This is a genomic window from Mesorhizobium sp. M3A.F.Ca.ET.175.01.1.1 (assembly GCF_004791945.1).
GTDB lineage: Bacteria > Pseudomonadota > Alphaproteobacteria > Rhizobiales > Rhizobiaceae > Mesorhizobium.
The window spans coordinates 1-378 of sequence record NZ_SRTP01000125.1 but is presented as its reverse complement, the minus strand read 5'-3'; the positions used below and the strand labels follow the sequence as shown (position 1 = coordinate 378).

Genomic DNA, 378 nt, shown 5'->3' with positions numbered 1-378 from the left:
GGCAAATTGCCAAGCCGCCGCTAACGGATGTTTCCGGGGCGCCGAGGCCCCGGAAACGATTTGTCGCGAAGATCTCAGTTCAGCTTCGGGTTGAGCAGCGCGTCGATCTTCGGTTCCTTCATGTTGTCCTTGGTGACGAGGTTGGCGCCGGTGTCGACATTGGCCTCGACCTTCTCGCCCTTCGAGGCGGCGAGCGCGGTCTTGATGCCGTCGTAACCCATCCGGTACGGATCCTGGACGACGAGGCCGGAGATGACGCCGTCGTTGAGGAATTTGATCAGCTTCTCGTCGCTGTCGAAGCCGATGAGCGCCACCTTGCCGGCAAGGTTGTTCTCGGCGATCGCCTGGCCGACGCCCTGCGCCATGATCAGGTTGGAG

Annotated in this window: 1 protein-coding gene; it reads right to left on the bottom strand. The window is 61.9% G+C overall.

What is annotated here, in order from left to right; translation table 11 throughout:
- Positions 1-74: 74 nt before the first annotated feature.
- Positions 75-378, bottom strand: a 304-nt coding sequence (locus tag EN818_RS31030) for a substrate-binding domain-containing protein (RefSeq protein WP_145972144.1), incomplete at its 5' end; no start/stop codon positions are given.